This window comes from Nocardia sp. NPDC058499 (assembly GCF_042719915.1).
Classification (GTDB): Bacteria; Actinomycetota; Actinomycetes; order Mycobacteriales; family Mycobacteriaceae; genus Nocardia.
Map to the genome: position 1 here is coordinate 30,123 of NZ_JBHXMZ010000004.1, position 25,130 is coordinate 55,252.

Below are 25,130 nucleotides of genomic sequence, written 5' to 3' on the forward strand. Positions count from 1 at the left end.
GGCCTGTTCCCGCCGCGCTCGTTAGGCTCGGCCGGGTGACCGAGCCGAAACCGACCGCCGCAGACGCCGTTCACCCGATCGTGCGGCAGACCGCCGAATGGGCCTGGCGACTACTGGTGATTTTCGCCCTGGTGGCGGTGCTCGCGGCAGCCGTGCGAAGGCTCGATACCGTAGTGATTCCGCTGGCCATCGCCTTGCTGGCGGCCGCGTTGCTGGCTCCGCTGGTGGATTGGATGCAGCACCGCGGTGTGCCGCGGGGGCTCGGGGTCGTGGTCGCACTGGTCGGTTCCCTGGGCCTGGTGGCGGGGGTCGTCACGTTTGTGGTGGAACAGTTCGTGGTGGGTGTACCGCAGCTGTCCGACGAGTTCACCAGCAGCATCCACAAGGTGCAGGACTGGCTCATCACCGGCCCCATGCATCTGAGCGACGACCAGATCCGGACGGCCGGCGACGCGGCGATCCGCACCATCCAGTCCAACCAGGACACGCTGACCAGCGGCGCGCTGACCACCGCGACGATGATCGGCCATATCCTCACCGGCACCTTTCTCACGCTCTTCATCCTCATCTTCTTCCTCTACAGCGGGTACCAGATCTGGGAGTTCGTGACCCGGATCGTGCCGCGCGCGCATCGCGAACGGGTGCGGACGGCGGGGGAACTCGGCTTCGGGTCGCTGGTGGGCTTCGTGCGGGCCACCGTCGCTGTCGCGGCCGTGGACGCGATCGGGATCGGCGCCGGACTGGCGCTGCTGGGGGTCCCGCTGGCGCTACCGCTGGCCTCGCTGGTGTTCATCAGCGCGTTCATCCCGATCATCGGCGCATTCCTGGCCGGTTTCGTGGCCGTGTTCATCGCCCTGGTGACGAAGGGTTTCGTCACCGCGTTGATCGTGCTGGGCATCATCGTCGCGGTGATGCAGGTGGAAGGCCATGTCCTGCAACCGCTGCTGCTCGGGCGGGCGGTGCGGATCCATCCGCTCGCGGTGGTGCTGGCGATCGCCGCGGGCCTGGTCCTGGGCGGGATCGCGGGCGGCCTGCTGGCGGTACCGCTGGTGGCGGTGCTGAACACCGCGATCCGCTCCCTGCTCGCCGAAGACCCCGAAGAACTGATCGCGGAATTGGCCGCGGACCGCAAGGGTATCTATGCGGCCGAACCCGATTCACCCGAACACGCGACGGAAGGTACGGGGCGATTCGCGATCGCCGCGCTGCTCGCCGAGGCACAGCGCAGGCTGATCCTGCCCCGGCCGTCCGACGCCGAACCCCTGGGCTCGCCGGCACCGGAATCGGCGCCGGCGCTCGCCGCCGGTGCAGAGCCCGCCACCGCCGGGGACCCCGGCCCACCGGATGGACACCGCGAGAAGACTCCGCCGGCCGATCCGGTAGACGCCGGTGAAACGGGAGGTCACAAGGTCTGATCCGGCAGGAAAAGCCCACCGTATCCGGGAATGCCCTGATGCGGGACCGGGCCGGTGCTGGGTAATCTCGGACCTATGAACGGCCCCGATCCGGTATTCGACGGTGCGGGTCCCGGTAGCCGGATCGGCAACCGGGACCTGCGTGTTTCCGATGCCGAACGGGAACACGTCGGACAGTTGCTGCAACGCGCGGTGGGTATGGGCATGCTGTCGCTGGGCGAGTTCACCGAACGGATGGATACCGCGCTCGCCGCCAAGACCCGGGGTGAGCTGAATTCCGTGCTCGTCGATCTGCCGGGCGTGCGGTTGATCGGCGAACCCACCGCGCCGCAACCGGCCCACGGCAAACCCGCCCCGCTGCCGCAGCCCGGCGATACCGCGCGGGCGCCGCTGTCGGGTGTGGTGCAGGGCGGGATCATCCGCCCGCGGATGTCGGGGGTCACTCGTCGCGGCGACTGGCAGGTCGCACCGGTGTTGCGGGTCAACAGCTGGCTCTCCGGCGTAACCCTGGATTTCACCCAGGCGGTGATGACCACCCAGGTGGTGGAGATCCAGGTGGACGACTACGCCAGTTCGCTCACCCTGGTCGTCCCACAGGAGGCAACGGTCGACCTGGACGGACTGGAACTGATCGGGTCCAGCGTGAACAACAAGGTGCGCAGCGGTCCGCCGATCGGTCCGCTGCATCTGCTGGTGCACGGCCGGGTCCGGTTCGGATCGGTCACCGCCAAACAACCGTTCATGGCCCACTGGCGGCGCCTGCTCGGCAACTGAACCGCACACGAGACCCGCGGTGTCAGCGGGCCGTGGCGGCCGCTACTGCGGGTCCTCGCGGCGGCGCAGCAATTCGTTCACGCTGACCGAACGCCCTTCACTGTGGTGCCTGCCCGTTTCCTCGGCGGTCGGCGGTGTCCCGGCCTGCTGCCGGCGCGCCGATCGCAGACCTGCCATCCAGGATTCGATGCTGTTGCGTTCCCGCGGGTCCGGGTCCTGTTGCGGGCCCGCCGATCCGGCGGATTGTTCGGCCAGGCTGTCGGGGCGCGGCCGGGCCGGTGGCGCGGGTCGCGCCGGCGGTCCCGGATTACGAGGCTGCGCGGGCATCTCCGGCGGCAGACCACGCGGTACGCGGCGAGGCAGTTCGGGCAGGCCGGATTGCGGCGCGGCCGGCGATCCGCCGCCCGGGTTGGAGACGCGGGGCATCGGGCGCGGTTGCGAGCCTTGATCAGGCGCGGAACCCGATTCCGGATAGCCGGGCTGCCGCTGATTCTGGACCGGACGCGGCGGGGCCGGCGGCCGGCCGGGACCGGGGGTGGGCCTGCCGCCGGACGGCTGGGGACCGGCAGGGCGCGGCGGTGCGGGGGGCCGGCTCGGTGCGCCGGGTAGCCGTAGGGAGCTGTCCTGCCGCGGCGCTGCCGGATCGTTGTTCATCCGCGCCTGCTGTGGTGTCGGGGGCAGCGGCGGCGCGTCCGCGGCGGTCGGGTAGACCGTGCGGCCGGATACCTCGCGGCTCTCGGCGTCCTCGATCGGTTCGGAGGCGAACAGCCCACGCAGGGTCGGCGTCGCGAAACCGGATCGGCCCGGCTGCGGTCCGGCGTTCGGGCGGCCGGGGGCAGCGCTACCCGGCGGGGTCTGCGGACCGGCTTGGTTTCCCGGCTGGTCGGGGCGGGGCTGATTCTCCGGCCGACCTGCGCCGGGCTGAAGGCCGGGCCGGGGCGGTCCGGGCGGGCTGCCGGGTCGCGCCGAACCGGGCTGGTTGCCGGGGTGCGCCGGGCCTGATTGATTGCCGCCCGGCCGGCCGGGACCCGGGTCGCGGCCCGGTCCCGGGGGCGCCGGATGGGGATCGTTGCCACGGTTGGCGCCGGGGCCCGAAGCGCCGGGGGAGCGTTCCGGTGCACGGCCCGGGCCCGCGCCGGGACCACCCTGCCGCGGAGCCGCGGAATCGGTGGCGCCGCGGTCGGGACCGGCGGCTCGCGCACCACCGGGCCCAGCGGAGCCGTCCGCCGGCGGCCGGGGGCCGCGGGCGGGTGCCCGGTTCTCTTCGGCCGCCGGGCGAGTGTGCCGGCCGGTCGCCGTGGGATCGTCCTCCGGCCCGCCGCGACCGGGTTCGCCCTCGGTCGGCGGGGTGGCGCGTGGCCGGGTGGGGTCGGGCGGGGTGGGCATCGATTGTTTCGGCGCGGTCGGTGTGGAACCGGCCGGTGCCTGTTTGTCGGCGCCCTTGCGCGCACTCTTGGGTACCGCGCTCATATGCGCGGTGGGTGCGGCTGCCTCGATCTCTTCGCGGCTGCGTTTGAGCACCGGCGTCTTACGTTGTTTCTCCGACGCGAGCGCAGGCATCTGCATGGTGACGGGATCGGTGACCGGCGTCGTTTTGACCAGGTCCACCACATCGCCCGCGCCGGGGCGCTCGTCGTCCAGGATCGGCTCGCCCAGGCCGATCTTCTGCTGGATCCGCTTCATCCAGGCCGGTGCCCACCAGCAGTCGTCGCCGAGCAGTTTCATGGTCGCGGGGACCAGCAGCATGCGCAGGACGGTGGCGTCGATGATGAGCGCGGCGATCATGCCGTAGGCGATGTACTGCATCATCACCAGATCGGAGAACGCGAATGCGCCGGTCACCACCAGCAGGATGAGAGCGGCGGCGGTGATGATGCGCCCGGTGTGCGCGGTGCCGATCCGCACGGCTTCGGTGGTCGAGGCGCCCTGGGCGCGCGCTTCGACCATCCGGGACAGTAGGAACACCTCGTAGTCGGTGGACAGGCCGTAGATGATCGCGATGATCAGCACCAGCACCGGGGACATGATCGGCTGCGGGGTGAAGTTCAGTAGGTCCGCACCGTGGCCGTCGATGAATATCCAGGTCAGGATGCCCAGGGTGGAGCCGAGACCGAGCACGCTCATCAATGCCGCCTTGATGGGCAGCACCAGCGAGCCGAAGGTCAAGAACATCAGCACCGTCGTGACCAGCAGCACCACGGCGATCATCAGGGGTATTCGGTCGACCAGGGCGTCGATACTGTCGCCCTGAAGCGTCGGCTGCCCGCCGACCAGCATCGTCACATCGTCCGGTACGTCGATCGCCCGCAGATAGTCCACGGTCGGCCGGTAGTTGTCGGAGTCGACAAGTGTCGCATCCGTGCGGAACACGTTCTCTTGGGTCGGTGACTCCGATGGCACACCGAAACCTGTGGCGTCGGCCAGCCCGGGCGCCTTGTCGGCCTCCTTCAATACTTTCGCGATGGAGGACGTGTTCTCGCTGAGGAAGATCAGCTGGATCGGGTCGGATTGGCGCAGCGGGAAGGTTTGATCGAACTCCTCCTGTGCGAGCCGTACGTCGTTGTCCGGCGGCAGATACTTTTCGCTCATCCCGCCGAAGGCCAGGTTCTTCACCGGGATTATCAGCAGCAGGAGCCCGACGCAGATCGGGATGGCGATCTTGAGGGGATGCTGCATGACCCAGGTGGTGACCCGCCCCCAGATGCTCGCCTCGACCTCTTCCGCGGATTTGGTCTTGCGCATCTTCTTGAAGCTCAGCATGTCTACCCGCGGCCCCAGCACGCCGAGCATGGCAGGGAGCAGGGTGATGGAGCCGAGTGCGGCCAGCGCGACGGTGGCGATGGTTCCGTAAGCCATCGATTTCAGGAAGCCCTGTGGGAACAGCAGGAGACCGCCGAGGCTGGCGATGATCATGGTCGCGGAGAACACGACCGTTCGTCCGGCGGTCATTACCGAACGCCGGACAGCGGCCGCGGTGTCGTACCCCTCGGCTAGTTCTTCCCGGAATCTGCTGACGATGAACAACCCGTAGTCGATGGCCAAGCCCAGGCCGATCATCGAGACCACGGCACCGACGAAGGTATTCACCTCGGTGAACTTCGTGACCAGCATGAGAATGCCCTGCGCCGCGATGATGGTCAGGCCGCCGACGATCAGGGGGAGCCCGGCGGCCACCACACCGCCGAAGATGAAGAACAGCAGGATGCCGACCGCTGGGATGGCCAGGATCTCCATCCGCTTCTGGTCGTGCGCCATGGTGTCGTTGAGCGTGCCCGCCACCGGTTGCAGGCCCGCGACCTGTACATCGACCCCGTCGATGAAGAAGACATCCTTCACGGCGCGGTAGTTGCGGACCATCTCGTCGTCGTTGTTGCCGACGATCGCGATGGAGGCGAAAGTCTTGGTCCCGTCCTTCGAACCGACCACCGAGGGCTGGGCTTCACCGGTTTCGGTTTTCCAGTAGGCGAAGTTCACCTTGGCGATCTGATCGGGGTGTTCGCGCGGCAACCGGTTGAGGTTGTCGACGATCTTGTCCCGGAACGCGGGGTCGGAATCGACGGTTTGCCCCTCGGGTGCGGTGTAGAGCACCAGCACATCGGCGTTGTGATCGCGACCGAAGGCGCCGTCGGAGATCTCGGCGGCCTTCACCGATTCCGAATTCGGATCGAACAAACCGCTGGAGGTCAGGTGATCCGCCAGCCCGAGACCGTAGGCACCCAGACCCAGCATCCCTGCAACAACGACTCCGATAACGGCGAAACGCAGCCGGTAGACCAGATCGCCCCAGCGGGTGAACACTTTAAGCGACTCCTTGTGCGGGGCGAGAGGTGAGCAGCGCCGACAGCGGCCGGAACGGCTGCAGCCAGGCACCCTCGTCGGGCAACGAGTCGAGGCTCACCCGTGGGAGCGGTTCACGGAACACACCCGGGATGTCCTCGAGGTCGACGAATTCGAGAGTATCGGATGTTACGGCCCAACTCGCGTGCTCGCGGAAGCCGAGTACCTGAACCGGGATTCCGTCGGCGGCGAGCTGTTCGAGTGGTTCGCGGAACGCCTGGCCGTCTGCCGAGGCCACGATGATTCCGGCCAGGCCCGCGCCACGGGTGCGTTGCGCGATATGGCCGAGCATATCGGAGTCGACATCGGAATCTTCGTCGATCTTGGGTTTGGCGAAGACGGCGTAACCGACGTTGCGTAGGGCTTCCACCCACGGCCGGACCACGTCGGCGGTGCCGGGGGCGATATTGGTGAACACCGTTGCTTCCGGCTCCACCCGTTGTTTCTCGCCCGCGGACAATTCGGCGGTGCGGGCGAGTAACCAGCGGCCCAGCGCGTCGAACCGGGGACGGTAGGCGGCAGTGGGACGTCCACCGAGAATCGCGCCCAGACCCATGTCCAGGTTGGGGGCGTCCCAGACCAGCAGCACGCGCCGGAGTCTGTCCGGATCGGGCCCGGTGGTCTCGGCACCGGGTTCGTGCAGACTTTCGGCAACCTCGCCGCCGGACGGGGCCATCTCACTGACGCTCATCATTCGATCTTGCCCCATATGAACTCGTTGATCGCACTTCCGGCCCGATGTGCCTTGCTCTCGAATTTGGTGACGGGGCGTTCGAATCCGATCGGCGCCGATTCGCGATGCTGTGCGCTCACTCCGCCGGTGGTCTCGTTCAAGCCGACGAGCAGGGGTTCTGCCGCGCCGACCGCCGCGATGTGCTCGGCGTAATCGGCGTGGTCGGTCGCTACGTGCAGCACTCCGCCCGGCCGCAGCCGGTCGGCGATGAGAGCGAGGGTGGCCGGCTGCAACAGCCGGCGCTTGTGATGGCGCGCCTTCGGCCACGGGTCCGGGAAGAACACGCGCACGCCGGTCAGCGATCGGGGAGCAATCATGTTCTCCAGCACATCTACCGCATCGCCGCGCAACAGCCGGATATTACCGATCTCGTCGCGTTCGATCCGCTGGACGAGTTGCGCCAGGCCCGGCTGGTAGACCTCGATACCGATCAGGTTCAGGTGCGGTTCGGCCTGTGCCATCTCGGCGGTCGCGGTACCGGTTCCGCAGCCGATCTCGATGACCAGCGGCGCCGGGCGCCCGAACCAGGTGTCGGCGTCGAGCGGTTCGTCGGCGACCTCGCGGCCGATCAGCGGCCAGGTGCGATCCCAGGATTTCTGCTGGTTGGGGGTGAGTGCGCCGCGCCGGGACCGGAAACTGGTGACCCGCGGGTAGAGCCGGGATCCGGTGCGCGATCGCGTCCGGGGCCCGGTCCCGTCCGTCGTGCTGGACGATGCGGGCGGAGTCGGGTCGGCGGGGCGGACGGCGTCGTTCACGTCCCTATTGTCCAACATGGCCCGGGATCGTCCGAACCGGACCGAGCGCGGCGCTACTCGCGGGTAGTCGATGCTTTTCCTGTGAGCCCGGATCCTGTTCGTGCCCGGTCGGTGGCTCGTTGTACTGCCCGGGGACGCTGTCTGCCCACGCCCAGCGCGCTGGGGGCGCTCTTCTGACAGAATGCGCACCGGAACAGGGGGTGCGAACGGTGACAGTCGAAAGATCGGACAGGTACATGCGGGAGGCGGGGGCAGCGGATCCGCTCGAGCGGATGATTTCGACGTTGCGAATGGGCGACGGGGTGGACACCGGTGTAGCGAACGGGATCGAGGCGGCGGTCCAGCGGTGGCGGTCGCTACCGCGGGCGCAGGTGGCGGGTCGCGCCCGGTCCGGGCGCACCACGGTGGCCGAGGCGCTGGGTCTGCAACACGGGGCCGAGACCGCGCCGGTCGACGAACCCGGCTCCCCGGACCCCGTGCTCGACGCCGACATCATCATCTATGTCCTGGCCAGTACCCCGTCGCCGGGGGACCGGCGGATCCTGGGGTCGCTACCGCCGGAGCGCACGCTGGTGGTCGTGAACAAATCCGACGCGATCGGCACCGGCTGGGCCGATGCGGTAGCGGCCGCGGAACAGTTTTCCCGGGCATTCGGGCTACCGGCCTTCCCGATCGTCGCAAGCCTGGCCGCGCGAACGGTCGCCGGTGCGCTGCGCGAGACCGATCTGGCGTTGCTGCGCCGGCACGCCGGTAACCGTTCCCTGTCGGCGGTATCGGCGGAGGCGTTCGTCTCCCCGGCCGCGGGTCCCGATACCGCTGAGCGGGCGGACCTGCTCGAACGCTGGGATCTGTACGGCGCCGCCTGTGTGCTGGCGGCGCTGGAACGGGAACCGGACCTCGCACCGCAGACGGTATTGCAGATCCTGAACACGGTGAGCGGGATCGAACCCGTGGCCCGGCTGCTCGGGCTGCGCTATCAACAGGCGATATCCCGGCGGGCCGGCGGGCTGGTCGACGAACTGACCCGGCTGGCGGCGCGGGCTGTCCCGCAGGGCAGCAGCCGGGCGCGTGCGCTGATCACCGAATATCTGGATACCGACGAGGCGAGATGGCTGGGCTTGTGCGGTGGGCTGGTCGATCCCGCGGTAGCGCATCTGGCGGCCGGTTATCCCCGTTTCGAACCCGCGGACGCCGACGATGCTCTCGCTCGCGCCATCCGGTGGCGTGCGGTGGTCGCCAGTGATCTGTCACCGGCCGCCCGGCGCGCCGCGGTACGCGTACACAACGGCTACGTCCGGGTATGGGAACGGATGAGCAGTGTCGGACTCTGATGCGGTGTCGGATACCGACCTCGGTCCGGGGGCCGGCGCTACCGCCGCGGCTGCCACTTCGCACGGTGCGACGTTCCCCGAACCGGTCGCCGCCGTAGTGCGCCGCTGGAACCCCCAGGGCATGGCGCTGCTCGACACCATGACCGTCGCCGGGAACAACGCGGAGGTCCGGTTGCTGGGCCCCGACGACGCGAACACCACTCTGCTGCGCACCGAACTCGCCCGTTTCGAACCCCGGATCGAACTGAGCACGCCGTCGGCCGACCCCGCCGGCGCTGCCTCGGGCTCGATCACCGTGCTGGTCCTGGATGCCGGTGTGGCGATCGGTGCCACCGAACTCGATCTCGTGCGCCGGCTGCGTGCGGCCGGCAGCCGGGTACTGCTGGTTCTGAACGGCACCCACGCCCATCTCGACTGGCAGCTGGTCCGCGACCGTAGCGCCGAACTCCTCACCGCCGCCGGGCTCGACTGCGAGATCGTGCCGGTTTCCGCCCGGCTGGCGCTCGCCGCCCGGACGGCCGGAGATTCGGCGCTGCTGGACCGGTCCGGGCTCGCCTCGCTGCACGCCCGGCTGGCCGCACTCACCACCGATACCACCACCGTGGACACCCGCCGGTCGGCCGCGGCCATCCAGGTGCTGGCCCAGACCCTCGATCGGATCGCGCAGGAGGAGGCGCTGCTCGCCGCCGGTAGCGAAGCCGAAATGCTGCGTACCGAACGCGCGCGGCTGCTCGCCGAGCGCGACGGCGGGCGGGCGGTCGCGGTATCCACGCTGCGCGCCCAGCTCAACTTGGCGCGGATGGATCTGCTGACCCAGGTGGGGCACCGGGTGCGCGCGCTGCACGCCGAAGCCCGCACCGAACTGGATCGCCTGGACCGTGCGGGGCGGGCCAGTTTCCCGGAGCGCCTGCGCGCCGCGGTGGCGGCGCTCACCGATCCGGTCGACCGCGATATCGCCGCCCGGCTCACCGAGTTGCGGGCGCGCGCGGCCGCCGCCGGACCCGGCGCGCCGGACCGGGCCCCGGATTACCGGCACGATCCGGCACCCACACTCGGCCCGGATCCGCAACCCCGCGGCCGGGGTGTCGAAGATCACCTCATGATCGTTGTCGGCGCGTCGGCGGGGGTCGGTCTGGGACGCCTGCTCGTCTCGCCGCTGGCCCTGGTGCCCGCCCTGGACGTGGCCACGATCCCGGTGACCCTGTTGCTCGGCGCCGGCGCGGCGGCCTGGGTGGTGCGCGCCCGCCGCCAGCTCGCCGACCGGGATCACCTGCGGCAATGGGTCGTGGACGCCATCGCGAATGTGAAGGCCCAGCTCGAGCAGCGTGCGGTAACCGCCCTGGTGGAGGCTGAAACGGAACTGTCCGACGAAATGGTCCGGTCCGCCGCGGATCGGATGCTCGCCGTGGACCGGCGCGTCGCCGAGCTCGAAACGGCGCTGCGCCGGGCCACCTCCGGACAGCCCGGCCGGCTCGCCGCCTGTGCGCGTGACCGGCAGATACTCGAGCAATGGACGCCGGATTCCGGAAAATAGTTTGTCCACCCCTATTGATAGGCAACCCGCTTCCATAGGGGCCGCAATACCGCGTTAACCTCTAGACAGGAACCTGGGCGTCCGCTTGGTCCTGGTGCACATCCCCGAGACCCGGTGGTGGGTACAGCGGGCCGTAGCGGGCGCCTCACCCGCCAATGGTGGCGCTAGGTGTTTTCGCGCTGGTCACGGGCCCGAGGGCCAGGGCGGAAGCAGCTGTTGCCGCCCATTTCAGGAGAGTTTTCATGACCTCAGCGACCATTCCCGGTCTTCGTGGATCCGACGGCACCGCGCCGACCGAACACAGCGAACTGCTCGCCTGGGTTCAGGAGGTCGCCGAACTGACTCAGCCGGAGCGAGTCGTGTGGGCGGACGGTTCCGACGCCGAATGGGACCGGCTCACCACCCAGCTCGTCGAGGCGGGCACCTTCAAGAAGCTGGACGAGAAGAAGAAGCCGAACTCGTTCCTCGCGTTATCCGACCCCTCGGACGTGGCCCGGGTCGAATCGCGCACCTACATCTGTTCCAAATCCGAATCGGATGCCGGCCCGACCAACAACTGGGTCGACCCCACCGAGATGCGCGCCACCATGACCGAGCTGTACCGCGGCTCGATGAAGGGCCGCACCATGTACGTGGTGCCGTTCTGCATGGGCCCGCTCGGTGCCGAGGACCCCAAGCTGGGCGTCGAGATCACCGATTCGGAATACGTCGTGGTCTCCATGCGGGTGATGACCCGCATGGGTCAGGCGGCGCTCGATCTGCTGGGCACGGATCGGCCGTTCGTCAAGGCACTGCATTCGGTGGGCGCGCCGCTGGCCGAGGGCCAGGCCGATGTCCCGTGGCCGTGCAACGACACCAAATACATCACCCACTTCCCCGAGGACCGCGAGATCTGGAGCTACGGCTCCGGCTACGGCGGTAACGCGCTCCTCGGCAAGAAGTGCTACTCGCTGCGTATCGCCTCGGCCATGGCCCACGACGAGGGCTGGCTGGCCGAGCATATGCTCATCCTGAAGCTGATCTCGCCCGAGGACAAGGCGTACTACGTGGCCGCCGCGTTCCCCAGCGCCTGCGGTAAGACCAACCTCGCGATGATCCAGCCGACGGTCCCGGGCTGGCGCGCCGAAACCCTGGGCGACGATATCGCCTGGATGCGGTTCGGCAAGGACGGCCGGCTGTACGCGGTGAACCCGGAGTTCGGTTTCTTCGGCGTCGCCCCGGGTACCAACCGCTCCTCCAACCCGAACGCGATCGAGACGCTGGAAGCCGGTAACACCGTCTACACCAACGTCGCCCACACCGACGACAACGATGTGTGGTGGGAAGGTCTCGAAGGCGAGCCCGATCACCTGATCGACTGGAAGGGCAACGACTGGTACCTGCGGGAAACCGAAACGCTGGCCGCGCACCCGAACTCGCGGTACTGCACTCCGATGTCGCAGTGCCCGACCCTGGCCGCCGAATGGGACGACCCGCAGGGCGTGCCGATTTCGGCGATCCTGTTCGGCGGGCGCCGCAAGACCACGGTCCCGCTGGTCACCGAATCCTTCGACTGGCAGCACGGTGTGTTCATGGGCGCCACCCTGTCCTCGGAGCAGACCGCCGCCGCCGAAGGCAAGGTCGGCACCGTGCGCCGTGACCCGATGGCCATGCTGCCGTTCATGGGCTACCACGTCGGCGATTACATGGCGCACTGGATCAACGTCGGTAAGAACGCCGACGCCGGGAAACTGCCGAAGATCTTCTACGTGAACTGGTTCCGCCGCGGCGACGACGGCCGGTTCCTGTGGCCGGGATTCGGCGAGAACTCCCGCGTCCTGGAATGGGTCGTCGGCCGGATCGAGGGCACGGCCGCGGCGGAGAGCACCCCGATCGGCAATGTGCCGACGGCCGCCCAGATGGATCTGGCGGGTCTGGACGCGGACCCGGCCGATGTCGACGCGGCGCTGGCGGTGGATGCCGACGAGTGGCGGGCGGAGATCCCGCTCATCGAAGAGTGGTTCGAATTCGTCGGCGACAAACTGCCTTCCGGTGTGCGTGACGAGTTCGAGGCGCTGAAACAGCGTATTCAGTGATAGCTGGGGCTTGGGGGTGAGCGTCGTGGATTGCGGCGCTCTACCTCCGGCCCGGCACTGTTGACTCCGCTTTCGGGGGATCCGCGTTGGGCGGGCTTTAATTTTGAGCTGCCCCGTGCCTCGCGGGCTGTGATATTGGGCCGCATCGCGCCCTGGGGGCAGGGCACCCGTTGACTCAGCCCTCGGTGTAGACGGCCCGTGAAGGGGCGGGCTGTGATATTGGAGCCGCTCCGAGGCTCGAGGGCGGGGCCCTTTCGGGCCCGGTTCTTCACTCCCGCCGGTCGGTCGCTGCGCTCCCTCCCTCTGGTCGCTCCAGAACCGGGCGGGCCCCGCCCATGGGGCTGGTTAAAGGGGCGGAGGCCCCAGATGGTCGACACCATCCGGGTTTTGGGTGTGCAATGTCGTTGATGGGTGTTTCGCTCGGGCCGGGGATCGTTTGTTCGGTGCTCTGTCCCGTGTGAATGTGGCCGGGGCGTTCGGCCAGCGAGATGTGCGTTGTGGGCTCCGTGTTGGGGCGGCCCGGGCGTGATGGCACATCGGGCGACTCGGGCCGAATTCGAGGTGCCGTTACTTGCTGCGGTGCGGGCCGGCGGGTTCTCGAGGGCTTGCGGGTGGGGTGCGTCGGTGCGGCGCAGGGTGGTATGGGCGGTTTTGCCTTATTCTGGGGATGTATCGAATCCCATGCTCACGCAATGCTGAATGCCGGACTGTCCCGCTCCTGATCGGCCCGCCTTCGCACGATCCACGGCCCGAGCCGATCACTCCGCGAGAGGTGGTTGGAAATGGCCGAAGGGCAGCTGTCCCCGCAGTCCAGTGATGATGTCCCGGTGAGCACCCCACTGCATCGGGCGGCCGGCCGGTTGCAGTCGGCGCTGCCGGAGGGGTGGCAGGTGGAAGTGGTCGACGCGGCGGACGGGTCGCCGGACGGTGGCCAGATTCTGCGCGCATTGCTGGTTACCGAATAGTTTGCTCGCCAGGGGGTTTCCCGGGGTGCCCGGGATGCTCTGTCATAGGGTCTATTTCACGCATTGCGCGTTGCCGGCTGCTCGACTGTGGCAGGGTTTGTGCTGCGCGGCAGCCGGACTCGTAGGGTTTCCGGCGCTGGTCCGTGCCTGTCTGCGTGCGCCGCTCGTCGGCCTCTCGTCGAATTCTTCCCTCTCGGTTCGTATTTCATCGAACGCACTATTGCGATTTGTTGCTGGATCGCGCATGATGTTAGCCAGGTATCAGCTCGCTCCATTCATCGAACCGAAGACCCACAATCGGGAGTGCGTTCATGGCGGTGCAAGTGATCGGCCGGGCGTTGATGACCAGCGACCAGACCGACCATCAAGCGAAAAGCGTTGGCAGCGGCGGCTGGGTCGTCTCGTTTCTACCAGGACGGACCCTGACCACCGAGCAGGCAATGGCTGCTATACAGGCGGCCGAAGCGGTGGCGGTGGTCGGGGGATTGGCCGATCAGGTCGGGCTCACCACACTCGAAACCGTCGGGCTCGCCATCCAGGAGTCGCCCTGGACCCGGGCAGAACCCGTGGTGCGCAACGGCTGGCGCGACCGGATCGGCCGGCGCCGCCCGCAACTCGCGCTCTAGTCCTACCGCGGTGACCCGCCGGGCTTTTCGGCGACCACCACCAGATTGCTGACGAGTAGCTCCCGCAGCCCGGGAACCCGGACCAGCCACCAGGCCCAGCGCGGGTGATAGCGCGGGAACACCGCATGCACGGTCGCGGTGGTGCGCTCGGACCAGCGCACACCGTCGCGGGCGGGCACCGCGAACAGCGACACCCCGAAACGGTTCTTCGGCTCCCTGCCGTTCTTCCGGCGGTACCGGCGCGCGGCGTACTCGCCACCGAAGTAGTGCCAGGGCCCGGTTTCGTGACCGCCGAACGGCCCCAGCCATACGGTGTAGGACAGCACGATGATCCCGCCGGGCCTGGTCACCCGCACCATTTCGTCGGCCATCCGCCACGGGTCCGGGATATGTTCGGCGACATTCGACGAGAAACAGATATCGACGGCATCGTCGCGGAACGGTAGCGCCATCCCGGAGCCGCGCACCGCCGCCGGAACCGAGATACCCGCGGCATGCATCTCGGAGGGGTCGGGCTCGACCGGGATGTACCGGGCACCGGCCCGGGCGAATTCGTCGGCGAAGTAGCCGGGCCCGCCGCCGACGTCCAGCACGGTCGTTCCGGCCAGATCGCGGCCGGTGAGATCGGCGTGGAAATCGCCGAGCAGATGCACGCTGTCGGTGGCGATACCGCCGTAGAAGCGGGCGGGGTCGGTCTGCTCGAATCGGAAACTGCGCAGCAGTCGTACCGAGCGTCCCAGGGTGGCGCGCCGGGCGAAACGGAACCGTTTCCGTGACTGCCGCGGCACGACCGGTTCCGCCGCCCGGGGGCCGGGAACACCGGCCGCTGCGGGGGCGAGGTCCGCCGCTGCGGGCGGTATCCGGACCATGGAGGATTCCTCGGCGTCGAGCACGATGCCGAGTCTCGCATATTGTGACCGGCCACAGTATCTCCGGCGGCGCCCGGCCGGGACGACCGGTCACGATTGCGCTGCGCTGCGCCCGGATCGGCGGCCCGACATTGGCAAAAGCATGAGACATGCAGGTGGGGCGACCTACCGGGCAGTACTGCGCGCTAGGGTGTAGCGCGATGCCCTGTCCCGTCCGCGGGACGACCGGACAGTCCCGTCCGCGGGAACACTGCGACAGTCCCGTCCGCGGGAACACTGCGACAGTCCCGTCCGCGGGACCCGAACCAACCGGAGAAGCCCCGACGTGCGCGAAGTACTCCTACTCTGCTGGCGTGATACCGGGCATCCGCAGGGCGGCGGCAGCGAACGGTACCTGGAGCAGGTAGGCGCCCAGCTGGCCGCCCGTGGCGTGCGGGTGACCCTGCGGACAGCCCGCTACCCCGGCGCGGCGAAACGTGAGCGGCTCGACGGTATCGATATCAGCCGCGGTGGAGGCCGATTCACCGTATACCCCCGGGCGCTGGCCGCGATCCTGTTCGGGCGGCTCGGCCTGGGCCCGCTGAAAGGCGTGCGACCGGACGCGGTGATCGATACGCAGAACGGCATCCCGTTCTTCGCCCGGCTGGTCTCGGGGGTGCCGTCCGTGGTGCTGGTACATCACGGGCACCGGGAACAGTGGCCGGTCGCCGGCAAGCTGGTGGGGCGGATCGGCTGGTGGATCGAATCGTCGCTGTCGCCGCGGATCCATCGCGACGACCAGTACCTGACGGTTTCGCTGCCCTCCGCCGAAGAGTTGGCGACGCTGGGCGTGGACCGGTCCCGGATCGCGGTCGTCCGCAACGGTGCCGAACCCGTTCCCCCCGGGGTCGCGACCGGAACCGCGGCGGTGCGCACGCCCGAACCGCGGGTGGTGGTGCTGTCGCGGCTGGTACCGCATAAACAGATCGAGGACGCGCTGACCGCCGTCGCGCGGCTGCGCGGCCGGATCCCCGCCCTGCACCTCGATGTGATCGGCGGCGGCTGGTGGGCGGACAAGCTGAAGAAGCAGGCCGCGGCCCTCGGCATCGCCGACGCGGTGACCTTCCACGGACATGTCGGTGAAGGCCGTAAGCACGAACTGCTGTCCCGGGCCTGGGTGCATGTGCTGCCGTCCCGCAAGGAAGGCTGGGGGCTGGCGGTGATCGAAGCCGCGCAACACGGGGTACCCACCGTCGGTTATCGCTCCTCCCGGGGCCTCACCGATTCGGTCATCGACGGGGTGACCGGGCTGCTGGCCGACGACGCGGACCAGTTGGCGATCATCGTCGGCGAACTGCTCGACGATGCGGCCGCCCGCACCATCATGGGCGAGAAAGCGCGTTCCCGGGCCCGGGAATTCTCCTGGGAACATACGGCCGCAGGCGTGCACGAAGTACTGGCGGCCGCCGCCGGGGGCCGGCGGGTCAGCGGACTGATCTCTCCGGGAGACGAGCGCGCTGCGCGGATCACCGAGGTAGGTGCCTGAGCCTGCGGGCGCCCGCTGCGAGCCGGTCGACCGGTTACTCGATCGCTCGGCGCCGGTATTGCTGATCCTGGGAGAGTGACGAGCCGCTGCCGGCGGTCTGAGTATCGCCAGGAAATCACTCGCTTCGGGCGGAGCAGTGATTTCAGTCGAGTGTTCGGCGTGCCGGTCGCCGCGAAATATGCGGGAGCAGCGTCGCGAGCAGCGGTGTCACCAGGAGTAGCGCCCACACGATATGTGCGCCGATCAGCAACGCGCGGTGATCCGGCGCGGGCCGGGGTACCACGTCCGGGACCTGGTAGAGACGCAGTTCCTCGCTGTCGAATACTTGATCGAGCTGGGTGAGGGTGGTCGCGGATTCGCCCAGCGGGCCCGGCGAACCACGCTCGACGAGGACCCAGCCGACACCCAGTCGCGCGAGTTCGTCCGCATCGCCGCCCGCGAGCAGTAGATCTTCCACGGTCTGCGCGCGCGTGCCCTCCCCGCTCACGGTCTCGCCGCGGACGGGCAGTGCACCGGTTTGCAGGACATCACGCGGCAGCATTCGCGGTGCCGGATCCAGGACCGGCGCCGTACCGGAGTAAGGGAAGCGCCGGAACATACCGCCGGGGAGAACCGCGATATCACCGGGGCCATCGATGCGTTCGGCCACCTCGGTCCAGGAGTCCGGGTACCCGATGGCTCGCATCTGCCCGCCCACACCCCAACCCAGGTCGGGTAGCGGCAGGATAAGCATCCCGATGAAGAGCACCGCCAGGGCAATTGATGCGCGCATCGGCCCGGGCCGATCGGCATCGGGGGTCCCCGCGGTCTGTGTGTCCCGTTCCGGGACGGAACGCTTCGCACCGGCTTCCGGCTCGCCGGTGGCGTTACCCGAGCCGGGTTCGATTACCCGGTCGGCGCCGGAATCCTCTACGTTCTCGGCGTGGAGACCGGTTGCGTCGCCGCCCGTGCAACCTTCGGCGCCGCCGGAGTGGAAGAGGGTGGCGTCGCCTGCGGGGGAATCGACTGTTCGGCTGTGGTGCAGGCTGGTTGCCTCACCGGGTGCGCGGGGCGAATCCTCGCGTTGTACGGCCGTTTCATCGGCGGTTGCCGGGGGTCGGCGGCCGGTCAGGATCGAGCAGGCTGCCGCGGCGCACAGTGCGTATCCGGGGACGGCGAGCGCGACGAATTTCTGTGTATCGCGGAGCAGCCCGGCGCCGGGGATGTGCACGACCAGCCATTCCATGACAGCCAGACCGGCCGGGGTCGCGGCGAGGGCCGGTAGTGCGACCGCCGCCGCGGCGAGGATCAGCAGGATGCGACGGGCGCGGGTGCGTTCGGGGTCGCCGTCCGCGGCCGCTGCCCTGCGGATTCCGAATGCGACGACGGCCAGCAGCAAGATGGTCGCGACCGCGGCCAGCGGTGTGGTCCGGGAACCGGGGACGGCGTCAGCGTTCCAGATCCCACCCAGCCCGGCGAGACTGCCCACCGTGCCCAGCCAGGGTTCCGCGCGGGCGGCGAAGGCGGGTACACCCGCCGGGTCCGAAGGTTCGGCTGCGACTCCCGAGACGGCGGTGGCGAGCAGCCATGGTACGCAGACCGCCACCACGAGTCCGAGTACACCGGCCGATCGGCGCCCACCGGCGATCGTCACGGCGACGATTGCGCCCAGTAACGCGCCGGTCGGGGTCAACCCTGCTGCGGCGAGGAGGCCGGCGAGCACGGCCCAGTTCCGGAAGTTATCGGACCGGATGCGGACGCCGCTTCGGTGTGCAGTTCGGTCGCCCGGAGGGGGGTGAGCCACTGAATCAGACCGGCCCCGCCATGAGCCGCTTGCCCGAGACGTCGCCCCGGTGCCCTCGGTGCCGCGCCCGGCGACCTGTTCTGCCTGGGTATCGGCGGGAAATGGATGTATGGATTCGGCGGTATCCGGCGGAGCCACCGATCTGTACCGAGGGCCCGCCTCGCCGCGTACTCGGAGGGCGGCGATGGCTATCCACGGCAAGGCCGCGTAGCCGGTGAACAGGCTCCAATGCCCTTGTAACAGGCGTTCGGCGACGTAGGGGTTCCAGACTGTGAGTGTGGTGGCGACCAGTTGCGCGGCGAGCGGCGCACGCAGCAGGTCGCGGGCCAGGAGGGCGGCGCCGTAGCCGGCGGCCCAGAGCGCGGCCACCAGGATCGTCTTGACCGCTACTCCGCCGTCGGCGAATACCGAAACTGTGGCGAGCAGGGCGTCCTGCGGGACGGCCCGGGGAGCGGCGTCGCCCAGGCCGAGCGCGGTATCGGTGAGATAGGAACGAGGGGTGCTCACGGCATCGCGGAGCAGGAGATAGCCGGACCGTAGCAGCGGCGCGGTGATCAGGAGGGTGAGCAGCAGGCTGTATCCGGCCGGGAGCCACCGTGTCCACCGGCCCGCTCGTTGTGCACCCACGGCCAGTCACCCTACGTTCGCGGGTCCGGGCGGGGCGGACCGGTCCACCCGCCGCCCCGGGTGGGAGACTTGCCCGCGTGCAGTTCGTTCGCCGTCTTCCCGCCGTGGCGGACATGACCCTGGTCACGGCGGGTGCGATGACCGCGAATATCGCGAGTTATCTGCTCCAGCTGCTGGCCGGGCGCTGGCTCGGTGTGGCCGGGTACAGCGAATTCGCCAGCCTGCTGGCCGTCCAGCTGCTGTGTGCGGTACCGGCGCTGGCCCTGCAGAACGTAGTGGCCCGCGAACTCGTGCACGGATCCGATATCGCGGCGCTGCGGGCGCTGCGCTGGCGGTGCGCGGTTCTGGTGGCGGCCGCGGTGGTGGTGCTGGTGCCGGTGGTGAGCGTGCTGCTGGACGTGGGGGTCGCGGCGGCCGCGGCGGCCCTGGGTTCGGCGCCTGCCCTGGTCGTTCTGGCGGGTGAGCAGGGTGTACTGCAGGGGCAGAAACGGTTCCGCGGGCTGGCGATGGTGCTCGGGGTGACCGGTATCGCGAAGGTTGTTCCGGCGGTGGTGGTGCTGGCCGCGGGTGGGGGTGCCGCGGCAGCGCTGTGGGCGGCGGCCGGCGGTGTCGCCGCGGCGGCCGTGTACGGGCGGATCGTGGCCGGCCCGGGGCATGCGGATACGGCCGGAAATCATGGCGCGGGGCGCGGGGCGGAAGTGCCCGGTGGTTCCGCTTTTCCGGTGATTTCGCCGGACGTGGACTCCGGGCTGACCGACGCACGGCCGGAGGAGGCCGGAGCCGGCGGGACGATACCCGAATCGGCGGGGCCCAGCGACGGTGTGAAACCGGGGTTGGCGGATGTGGCCGCGGTGCTGCGGGCGACGCAGGTGCAGGCGGCGTTGATGGCGCTGTCGTCGGCCGATCTGATCGTGGTCCGGATGGTGCTCGAGGAACCCGATGCCAGCCGGTACGCGCTGGGCACCATTGCTACCAAGATCGCCTTCTGGCTGCCGCAGGCAGTGGGTGTGGTGTTGTATCCGCGGATGGCGCAGCCCGCGTCGTCGGGTTCGGCGATACGTTCGGCGCTTGCGGTGCTCGCCGGTATCGGGGTTGTCGCGGTGTTCGGTGCGGCGGTCGCGGCTCCGCTGGCGCCGTTGCTGGCCGGTCAGGACTACGCCCCGATCCAGGGATTGCTGTGGTTGTTCGCGCTGCACGGCGCGATCCTGGCCGTTCTGCAGGGCGCGCTGCTCTCGGCGATCGCGGTGAACCGGACAGCATTGGCGATGCTTGCCTGGGTGGGGTTGGTACTCGAGGTGGTGTTGATGCTGGTAGTGGCGAATTCCGTCACCGGTCTCATCGTGACCGCCGCGCTCGTCGCCGGCGCGACCACCGCGCTGGTGGCGTTGCTGGTCATTCGGGCGGCGGCGCGGCGTCCGGCCGTGGCCGCCGAGTGATCGGCGGTAGCGCTGCCAGGCCCACCGCGATCACCGCGATCAGTGCGGGCACCTGGACCCACAGCGAATCACCCATATAGCCGCCCGGCATCCGCCAGGGCCCGGTCGACAGTGCTGCGGCCGATACCGCGGTGCCGATTCCGGCGACCGCCGCCAGGGCCCGCCGCGGCAGTTGCGGGACGAACCGCAGCACCGCCAGACCCGCGACCGTGAGCACGGTGGCGGCGGGGCCGGCGATCACCGTGGTCGCGGCCGTCAGTGCAAGCGCGCCGACTGCCCACGGTGTGCGCCACACCGGCACCGGGATCGCCGGATCGCCGCGGGGTCCGCGCGGAACGGCAAGGGCGAGCAGCGGTATCAGCAGCAACAGGCCACCGAAGATCGCCACCCGGTACCAGGTATCGATCGGGAACGACACCGTCACCGGTCCGGCCGCGCCGGCCGGCAGCAACCAGCCCTGCTGCCAGCCGTTCACCACGACGGGGTCGAGTTCCTGCCCGTCGGCGGTGTGGGCCCGCCAGCCGATATTCGTGCTGAGCGGAAGTGTGAGCAGCTGGGTTCCGGTATCGGCGACGGGCGGTGTGGGCTGGGGGCCGGCCAGGCGCAACCGGTCGACGAAGAACAGTTCGGTCGGCGCGACCAGCACATCGACCTCGCCCGCCGGAAGTGAAACCGGCTGGGCCGCACCGGGTTCTGTCTCCGGTGCCGCCGGCGCGGCGGGGTCGGGGCAGGTCTGTGCGGGAATCGGTGCGCCGGAACGTAGTTCGCCGGCGGTGGCGGTGATGCTGGTGGGCACGAGGCGGCCACCGACCGCGACGGTCGGCCCGGCTTCGCAGCCGACGGTGACGAGCCGGTCGTCCGGTGCGGGTGGCGGGTACTGCGGCCCCAGCACGTTCACCTCGGCCAGTCCGGCGGGTTGGGCCTGGTGGTAGCCCAGGGCTGTCCGGTCCAGGACCGATTCCCAGCTGCGGATACTCAGTTCGATCCGATCGGTCACCGTGGGGTGCAGATCGATCCGGGAAGTCTCGTCCGGGTCGTCGAGTTCACGGATCTGCGGTCCGTTGCCGAGGTTCACCGCCACGGAGGTCGGGGCGGCCGGGAGCCCGCCGAGCGAGGGGGTCAGTTCGAGCCCGGTCACCAGTGTGGGTTCGGGGAGTTCGATGGTCAGCGTCGGTTTCGGGCCGCGGGTATCGCGGGCGGTCTCTTCGGGCGCCGTCCAGCTGGTGCGTGGATCGCCGTCGGTGGCGGCGAAGGCCGATCCGCGGAGATCGCCGACATCGGACGCGCCGCGTGCCACCGGTCGCGCCGGATCCGTCAGCAGCGCTTCCAGTGCGGGGCCCTGCCGCGGCCGGACCGTGAGCTGTGGATCGACCGTCACCGGCGCGGGCACCGACAGCGTGCGGCTGAACGCACCCATCTCCTCCGGGGCCAGCGCCAGCCCCTTCCCGCAGCGAACGCGGTCGGGGGCGTCGAAACAGGCGCTGCGGCCCGGGAATTCCTGTCCGAGGTCCCAGCCGGTCACCGTGGCGCCCGCCGGTGGTTCCGGAAGTACTGTGCGGTGCCGGATTTCGACCGGGACGGGAAGCTCGGGTACCGAGTAGTCCTCGACAGCCAATTCGCTGATCCCGAACTGGCCACCCGTACTGCCGCGTTCGGTCGATCGCGCCGTGATCTTCACCCAGTCGGTCGAACCCACCGGCAACGCCACCGAAACCGGTTCACCGGGTTTGCCGATCCGGGCGGAGACACTGCCGTTGTTGGTGCGCACCTCCACCCATTTCACGGGGTCGCCGATGGCGGCGGGCGTGCTGGTGAAACGCAGCAGCCCGGACTTGAACGGTTCATCCATATCGAGGCGCAGCCATTGGCCGACAGCGTATTCCCCCGCATTGCTGATCCAGGCGGTAGTGGGATCGCCGTCCACGATCGCCGCGGTCGAATTGCCCGGCGCGGCACCACCGATCTGGGTGGCATCGGCGGCCGAACTGGAGGCGGTGACGGTGGCGCCGGTCCAGTCGCCGCGGACCGGCTCGGCACCCGGGACCGCGTAATCCGGTACGAGGTTGTGCGTGCGACGCGCGTCGTCGGGGGCGCGCAGCGCGGAGTTGTGGTTGTCGACCTTGCCGAAATCGGTTTCCCGGTCCATCGGGGTATCGGTCACCGTGACCGGCCCCACCGGCAGGCCCGCGGCGGCGGCATCGGCGGCGAGCAGGGTCGGTTCGTGGGATGTGGCGGGGTCGCGGTGGAGTCGTTCCAGCACTTCCGGACCACCCTGCACCCTCGGAACCGAGGCCAGCGCAGCGGTGTACGCCCCGGGGAATTCGGCGGGCGCCCCGGTGCCGCTGCGTATCTCGGCGGGAGTGCCCGGCGCCGGAGCGTCGACGCGATAGATCTCGACCGCCGGGTACTCCGGCCGCAGATCGGCGTCGACCACGAATTCGTCGTTACCGGACCCGTGCTCGATCGGCTCACCGAACTCCGCGACCTTACGCAGCCCGGGCGACCCCTCCACCGCGCTGTGCGCCAGCAGCGGCCGGGTCGACCGCGAGGTATCCGGATCCAGATCGTTGCGCAGCACCAGCACCCCGATGCCCTGTCCGCGCAGCGCGGGCGCCAGACCGGCCGAGGGCCGGCCGTCGGCGATGAGCCGCTGCACCGAATCCATGGCGCGGATGGTGCCCGGCGGATTCAACGGGACCGCGTCGCGCACCGCCCACGGCGTCTCGGCCAGCGCCTGCAGGGGTTCGTCCCGGGTCAGGCCCCAGACCTGGCTGCCGAAAGGCGCACCCGGGACCACCAGTGCCCGGGTATCGGCGGCGTTGTCGCGTAACCAGTCGGCGGTCTGCTGCCAGTAGGCGGGCACCTCGTCGTAGGCGCCGCGCGGGGCGAGTTTGCCGGTCCAGGCCAAGGAGGTGGACAGTGCGAGCGCGGCCAGGATCAGCATCGCCACCGCGACCCGGCGGTCGCGATGCGGGTTGGCGAACGCGTGGCGCCACTGCCCGGCGCGTACCGAACCGGGCAGCGGCACCCGGGCCAGCAGCTGCGCGAGACCCAGCACCAGCGGTAGCCGGATCAGGGGTTCCAGTTTGTGCACATTGCGCAGCGGCGCACCGCCGGAGTCGAGGAAGACGCGGACGGATTCGGCGAACGGCCCGCCCAGCTGGCCAACATAACCCGCGCAGATACCGGTGAGCCCGACACACAAGATGAACACGAGCCGCCCGCGCCCGGGCATCGAGCGCATCGCCAGCCCCGCCATTCCCGCGGCGGCGAGCAGGCCGGTGGCCAGGACCGCGGCAGGCTGGGTGACCAGCACCGCGCCCGCGATCCGCTCCGGCGAGACGAACGGGGTCCAGCTGTCGGTGCCGCGCAGCACTTCCCCCAGCGACGCCCACTGTGTGGTGACCCCGGACGATTCGATGTAGTCGAGGAACGGCGGGCTCACCCGGCCGAGCAGCAGCAGCGGCACCGCCCACCACGCGACCGCCAGCACCAGCAGCGGCACCCAGGCCAGCGTGAACCGCCACCAGGCTCGGTTGGGCCGGTAACTGGCCCACCACAGCAGCGCGGGCAGGAAGGCCGCCACCGTCGCGACCGCGTTCACTGCGCCCATCAGCGCCAAGGCCAGCGCACTGCCGGCCGGAGACCGCGCTCCACCGCGCCGGCGCCGCTGGTAGGCCGTGCCGAGGGCTGCGGGTGCGAGCAGTACCCACGGCGCCAGCATCATGGGCAGGGTTTCGGAGGAGATGGATCCGAGGGTGGTGAGCACCCGCGGGGACAGCGCGTATGCGGCGGCGGCGATGATCCGCGCTCCGCGTGCGCCGATACCCAGGGTTTCGCAGAGCTTGACAACACCCCAGAACCCGGCGAGCAGCAGCAGCGCCCACCAGATCCGCTGGGTCACCCAGGCGGGAATCGAGAGGAGATCACCCAGCGCGAAGAACGCGCCGTGCGGGAAGAAGTAGCCGTAGGCCTGGTTCTGGACCTGCCCCATCGGAGCCTGGCTGCTCCACATATGCGCGGCCCGGGCCAGGAAACCGAGCGGGTTTTCGGCCAGGTCGTATTTGGTGTCGGCGACGGTGAGCCCGGGGGCCTGCAGAAAGGTCAGCAGGAAGGCGATAACGGCCGATCCGGCGAACCACCGCGCTCCCAGCCGGTCGGTGAGTTCCGGCGTACTACCGGTTTCCGCGCGCGGCGAGGCTGCGGTTTCGGACTGCTCGGGCACCGTGGGTCAGGCGTTCGGCGTCCCCGCCGCAAGTGCCGGGCGGGGACGTGGCTGGGTCGGGAGGGGTCTCAGCGTTTGCCGTATTCGACGCTGTTGAGCAGCGAACTGTCCGCGTTACCGCTGCGGTCCACTTCGGGGCGGGTGTTCTGCTGTACTGCGGCGGTGATGGCGAAGACCGCGATCGCGCCCAGCAGGGCACCGCCCACCGCACTCGCAATACCGGGGACAGCAAACTTCATCGCAGCACTCCAAACTCGACGCAGGCAGTATCCGGGCCAACCTAGCAGTATCGCGCCGGTCCGGAAATGTACAGTCCGGCGTTTCACCCTACTGGGTACGCCCGGCCGGCGGTGGCCGCAGGGCCTGTTCTCTCCGGGCGGGCCTGCGGCCTTCGTACGGCCGAACCGTATGGACTGCGGCCGGAGCGCGACCACGCAGCCGGGTCGTATCGCAGTGCGACCGGGAACAACCACCTCGCCGGTTCGCTGGGCGAGTCGGCACCGAAGATAAGAGTGCTTGATCCCTCGGCGCCGACCCGCGGCATGGTCGCGCCGCCAGGACCGTCCTTGGGCCGCGCAACTCACCATTGCCCTGTCGTCAGGCGCCGTCGCGGGCCTGCA

Annotated in this window: 16 protein-coding genes; 9 read left to right on the forward strand and 7 right to left on the reverse strand. The window is 69.5% G+C overall.

Annotated features, from left to right (window positions below):
- Window positions 1–35: 35 nt before the first annotated feature.
- Window positions 36–1,415: an AI-2E family transporter gene (locus ACFWPH_RS13770; protein ID WP_378750823.1), complete on the forward strand. Its 1,380-nt coding sequence runs from the start codon at window positions 36–38 to the stop codon at window positions 1,413–1,415.
- A gap of 123 nt (window positions 1,416–1,538) precedes the next feature.
- Entirely contained in the window at window positions 1,539–2,189 is a 651-nt protein-coding gene (locus ACFWPH_RS13775) for a DUF1707 domain-containing protein (RefSeq protein ID WP_378751730.1), read from the forward strand.
- A 42-nt stretch (window positions 2,190–2,231) separates the two neighbouring features.
- Here ACFWPH_RS13775 and ACFWPH_RS13780 read toward each other — a convergent pair whose 3' ends face one another.
- The 3 genes from ACFWPH_RS13780 to trmB are packed head-to-tail and all read right to left on the reverse strand — an operon-like array spanning window position 2,232 to window position 7,532.
- The gene (locus ACFWPH_RS13780) at window positions 2,232–5,987 is read right to left on the reverse strand and encodes an MMPL family transporter (protein WP_378750825.1); all 3,756 of its coding nucleotides are present in this window, start codon (window positions 5,985–5,987) and stop codon (window positions 2,232–2,234) included.
- 1 nt (window position 5,988) lies between these two features.
- The gene (locus ACFWPH_RS13785; protein WP_378750827.1) at window positions 5,989–6,717 is read right to left on the reverse strand and encodes an NYN domain-containing protein; all 729 of its coding nucleotides are present in this window, start codon (window positions 6,715–6,717) and stop codon (window positions 5,989–5,991) included.
- Window positions 6,717–7,532 carry a tRNA (guanosine(46)-N7)-methyltransferase TrmB gene (gene trmB, locus ACFWPH_RS13790; protein ID WP_378750829.1) on the reverse strand — a complete coding sequence of 272 codons (816 nt, stop codon included), beginning with the start codon at window positions 7,530–7,532 and terminating at the stop codon, window positions 6,717–6,719. Before trmB ends, ACFWPH_RS13785 begins: the two co-directional genes overlap by 1 nt.
- 191 nt (window positions 7,533–7,723) lie before the next feature.
- Here trmB and ACFWPH_RS13795 point away from each other — a divergent pair, with 191 nt between their 5' ends.
- From ACFWPH_RS13795 to ACFWPH_RS13815, 5 genes are all read left to right on the forward strand, one after another.
- Window positions 7,724–8,845 carry a hypothetical protein gene (locus ACFWPH_RS13795; protein WP_378750831.1) on the forward strand — a complete coding sequence of 374 codons (1,122 nt, stop codon included), beginning with the start codon at window positions 7,724–7,726 and terminating at the stop codon, window positions 8,843–8,845.
- A 4-nt stretch (window positions 8,846–8,849) separates the two neighbouring features.
- Window positions 8,850–10,379, forward strand: a complete 1,530-nt coding sequence (locus tag ACFWPH_RS13800; RefSeq protein ID WP_378750833.1) for a hypothetical protein — start codon at window positions 8,850–8,852, stop codon at window positions 10,377–10,379.
- A gap of 242 nt (window positions 10,380–10,621) precedes the next feature.
- Window positions 10,622–12,454: a phosphoenolpyruvate carboxykinase (GTP) gene (locus tag ACFWPH_RS13805; RefSeq protein WP_378750835.1), complete on the forward strand. Its 1,833-nt coding sequence runs from the start codon at window positions 10,622–10,624 to the stop codon at window positions 12,452–12,454.
- 782 nt (window positions 12,455–13,236) lie between these two features.
- The gene (locus tag ACFWPH_RS13810) at window positions 13,237–13,419 is read left to right on the forward strand and encodes a hypothetical protein (protein WP_280419281.1); all 183 of its coding nucleotides are present in this window, start codon (window positions 13,237–13,239) and stop codon (window positions 13,417–13,419) included.
- Between the two features lie 311 nt (window positions 13,420–13,730).
- Window positions 13,731–14,045: a hypothetical protein gene (locus ACFWPH_RS13815; RefSeq protein WP_051158074.1), complete on the forward strand. Its 315-nt coding sequence runs from the start codon at window positions 13,731–13,733 to the stop codon at window positions 14,043–14,045.
- A gap of 2 nt (window positions 14,046–14,047) precedes the next feature.
- On the opposite strand, the gene ACFWPH_RS13820 is transcribed toward ACFWPH_RS13815, so the two are convergent.
- A complete protein-coding gene (locus tag ACFWPH_RS13820; protein WP_378750837.1) occupies window positions 14,048–14,938 on the reverse strand; it encodes a class I SAM-dependent methyltransferase in 891 nt (296 codons plus the stop codon).
- A 301-nt stretch (window positions 14,939–15,239) separates the two neighbouring features.
- Between ACFWPH_RS13820 and ACFWPH_RS13825 the strand changes: the two genes are divergently transcribed.
- Window positions 15,240–16,439, forward strand: a complete 1,200-nt coding sequence (locus tag ACFWPH_RS13825; protein WP_378750839.1) for a glycosyltransferase family 4 protein — start codon at window positions 15,240–15,242, stop codon at window positions 16,437–16,439.
- A 142-nt stretch (window positions 16,440–16,581) separates the two neighbouring features.
- Here the strand turns inward: ACFWPH_RS13825 and ACFWPH_RS13830 are convergent, their stop codons facing one another.
- The gene (locus tag ACFWPH_RS13830; RefSeq protein WP_378750841.1) at window positions 16,582–18,849 is read right to left on the reverse strand and encodes a hypothetical protein; all 2,268 of its coding nucleotides are present in this window, start codon (window positions 18,847–18,849) and stop codon (window positions 16,582–16,584) included.
- 77 nt (window positions 18,850–18,926) lie between these two features.
- Here ACFWPH_RS13830 and ACFWPH_RS13835 point away from each other — a divergent pair, with 77 nt between their 5' ends.
- Entirely contained in the window at window positions 18,927–20,285 is a 1,359-nt protein-coding gene (locus ACFWPH_RS13835; RefSeq protein ID WP_378750843.1) for a polysaccharide biosynthesis protein, read from the forward strand.
- Here ACFWPH_RS13835 and ACFWPH_RS13840 read toward each other — a convergent pair.
- Together ACFWPH_RS13840 and ACFWPH_RS13845 are read right to left on the reverse strand one after the other, a co-directional pair.
- A complete protein-coding gene (locus ACFWPH_RS13840) occupies window positions 20,242–24,510 on the reverse strand; it encodes an alpha-(1->3)-arabinofuranosyltransferase (RefSeq protein ID WP_378750845.1) in 4,269 nt (1,422 codons plus the stop codon). The genes ACFWPH_RS13835 and ACFWPH_RS13840 overlap by 44 nt on opposite strands.
- A 68-nt stretch (window positions 24,511–24,578) precedes the next feature.
- The gene (locus ACFWPH_RS13845) at window positions 24,579–24,749 is read right to left on the reverse strand and encodes a DUF2613 domain-containing protein (protein ID WP_084493275.1); all 171 of its coding nucleotides are present in this window, start codon (window positions 24,747–24,749) and stop codon (window positions 24,579–24,581) included.
- Window positions 24,750–25,130: the final 381 nt, after the last annotated feature.